A 2,238-nucleotide genomic window follows, 5' to 3' on the forward strand; every position below is an offset into this window, starting at 1 on the left:
CAATGCCTCCAGGGACTGCCGTAGGTGTCAATGTCGAGGACGTCGTGCGGCCACCCCGGCTGCGCCAGAATCCGAACGCTGTCGATCGAAAGTCGTCCGCGCTTGGGCTTGACGTCAACGCCCCAATAGTCGCACTCAAACTCCTGCCGCAGTTTACGCCAGATAATCCCGTCGCCCTGGCAGCAGTCCAAGACCATCGGCTTGTTTTCCATGTGGTAACGGCGCAGGAAGTGGCGACGCAGTCCCAGCTTCGCTTCCAGGTTGCCGTTATCGGTCTTGGTCTGGGCCATTTGCCGTAATCTCCACTACAGCGTCAGGGACGGCGGCGATCTCCTCCACCCGCTCGGAGATTTGGCCGAACCGGATGGTCGGGATTCCAATCAGAACCCAAGTCATCACCGGCGCCGGCGCCAACTCCGAGGGCAGGAGTTGAACCGGGGCACTTAGTTCGGTCAATTCCCTTTGCGTGAAACCGATCTGATTCAGATCACCGAGGGCGGGATCCTGGAGCAGTTCCGATAACACCTTCTGGTCCCATTCCGCCAATTCGGCGGATCGATTATCCGCGATCGCGTAAGCAGTTGCTTCCTTTGGTGCCAGGCTCGTGCGAACGACGCGGACTTCGGTCCATCCGAGTGCCTTTGCGGCGGCCAAAGTCCCGTTGCCTGCACGGCAAACATTCTGCGCATCGACCACGATGGGCTTCTGCTGCCCGAACCGTTGAAGCGATGCCTTAATCGCTTCGGTATTTCGTGTCGGGTGCCGCCGCGCATTCGTTGAATCGGTGGAGATCTTTTCAATCGGAACCGTTTCCACATGCATGGGTGATGTTCTCCGGAATCGTTTCGAGAAGACCCAAGACTCGCGCTTCGGCGGCCCTCCCCGGCCCCACGTACTCGAACCCGGCGGTGAACCTTCCGCGGCTGGTGGAGTCGGCCATCCGACACCGCTCGCGGCTGCGCGGGCCGGCCCGGCCCACCATTCCCGGCGCCCGGTGCATCCGCCACAGGGGCGAGCGGGCGCGGTGGTGGATCATGGCGGGATGGCCGGTCGTGCTGAAATACGGCTTGCCCGTCGCGACGAACAGGCTGGCGACGAATTCGCTCAAGGCCGCGCCGATGCCGACGCCCTGGAAGTCGGGCAGACAGACCGTGCGGTGCTCGCGCCAGCCGGGCCGCGTCGGGTGCGGGAACGGGAGCACCGCCGTGAACGCGGCCGGCGTCCCGTCCACCCGCGCGATGAAGCAGCGGGCGGACGGGTGGAGGGAGCCGGTCAGATAGTGATGACGCTCGAAAATCTTCCATTGCTCGCGGGCACAGCGGGTGATTTCCAATCGAATCGGCGGGCGTCGAAGACGCCCGCGGTGAGCCCGTCGAACCCGCCCCCGGTGCAGCGACGGGCCGGACATGTCCAGGACCCAGTCGGGCCCGAGCCACTCGGCCACATCGTAATGGCACGTCACCGCCACGAACCGCGCGGCGACGTGGCCGGAGCGGATGGCTTTGGACACAGCAGCGGAGCCGATCTTCGCGACGGTGCGATCGACGACGCTGGTGAATTCGTCGAAGACCACAAGAGGGCGTTTCGCGGTGAGAAGTGCCCTCGCCAAGTCACACCGAAACCGTTCCCCATTACTCAACACGTGATACGGCTTGAGCCACGCCGGCGGGCTGCTGAAGCCGACGGCACTGAGGGTGCGGATGATCTGTTTAATCGGCAGGTCGCCGAAGCCGTCGATGACGGCGCGGTTGCGCGGCCAGGCGCGCGGGCGGTAGAACGCGTCGCCGAAGGCTCGGCGGGCAACGGTGGTTTTGCCGGAGCCGGAGGGGCCGACGACAAGGCCGATTTGCCAGTCGTCGGTCAGGTCAGGCAGTTCAACGCGGAAAAATTCGCTCCGACTCGTCGTCACCGGCAGGTCAAACATGCCGGCGACCTGCCGCACGCGGAAGCTGTCGTGGACGGGGCAGGAGACGGTGACGTCGAGCTGCATTCGCGTGGCACGGGTTTTCAACCCGTGCATTCAGAACGCACGGGTTGAAAACCCGTGCCACGGTTCAGTGTCTACACCGTCAGTAACCGGCACTGACGACCTTCGCGCGACAGCCTCTCGAAAATTGCCCGCTGCTCCGCCTCATCGCGGCAGAGGACGAGCACGTGAAACGCCTCGTTCACCTGAAACTGCTTACGGTGGAAGCGTGGTGGTCGCTCGCGGACCGCTTGATCAACCCGTGTCTGCGG

General features: G+C 64.0%; 3 protein-coding genes. All 3 read right to left on the reverse strand.

What is annotated here, in order from left to right; genetic code table 11:
* The coding region (locus tag VFA16_RS15005; protein WP_324968582.1) for a hypothetical protein at nt 1–290 on the reverse strand (290 nt) is incomplete at its 3' end.
* Entirely contained in the window at nt 268–822 is a 555-nt protein-coding gene (locus VFA16_RS15010; protein WP_324968583.1) for a ParB N-terminal domain-containing protein, read from the reverse strand. The genes VFA16_RS15010 and VFA16_RS15005, both read right to left, overlap by 23 nt.
* Nucleotides 797–1,990, reverse strand: coding sequence for a GNAT family N-acetyltransferase (locus tag VFA16_RS15015; protein WP_324968584.1), 1,194 nt, complete (start codon nt 1,988–1,990; stop codon nt 797–799). The genes VFA16_RS15010 and VFA16_RS15015 overlap by 26 nt, the downstream gene beginning before the upstream one ends.
* Nucleotides 1,991–2,238 lie beyond the last annotated feature (248 nt).

It is taken from the genome of Mycobacterium sp. (assembly GCF_035653355.1).
Taxonomy (GTDB): domain Bacteria; phylum Actinomycetota; class Actinomycetes; order Mycobacteriales; family Mycobacteriaceae; genus Mycobacterium.

Coding starts and splice junctions, on each gene's coding strand:
- VFA16_RS15015 (WP_324968584.1), bottom strand. CDS start 1,990: ATGCAGCTCGACGTCACCGTCTCCTGCCCCGTCCACGACAGCTTCCGC.
- VFA16_RS15010 (WP_324968583.1), bottom strand. CDS start 822: ATGCATGTGGAAACGGTTCCGATTGAAAAGATCTCCACCGATTCAACG.